1 pseudogene is annotated in these 317 nt (G+C 73.2%); it reads left to right on the top strand.

Features of this window, described 5'->3' with window-relative positions:
* Nucleotides 1–191: 191 nt before the first annotated feature.
* Nucleotides 192–317 (top strand): annotated as a pseudogene (locus JHD80_RS28900) (aminotransferase); the annotation flags it as partial.

Below are 317 nucleotides of genomic sequence, written 5' to 3'. Positions count from 1 at the left end.
CCCCCCCCCCCCCCCCCCCCCCCCCCCCCCCCCCCCCCCCCCCCCCCCCCCCCCCCCCCCCCCCCCCCCCCCCCCCCCCCCCCCCCCCCCCCCCCCCCCCCCCCCCCCCCCCCTTTTTACTGATACGCCGACCACCGAGATCTACACCGAAGGTTAATCGTCGGCAGCGTCAGATGTGTATAAGAGACAGGGTAATGGCCGCGCCGGCTATCATGCGCGTGCTGTCCAAGGCGCATCAGTTTCTGACCTTCACCACCCCGCCGAACCTGCAGGCCGCCGTCGCCTACGGGCTCGGCAAGGATGACGGCTATTTCGAG

The organism is Allobosea sp. ASV33 (assembly GCF_016428755.1).
Taxonomy (GTDB): Bacteria; Pseudomonadota; Alphaproteobacteria; order Rhizobiales; family Beijerinckiaceae; genus Allobosea.
The sequence above is the reverse complement of the archived record's forward strand: the minus strand, read 5'-3'. Positions and strand labels throughout refer to the sequence as shown.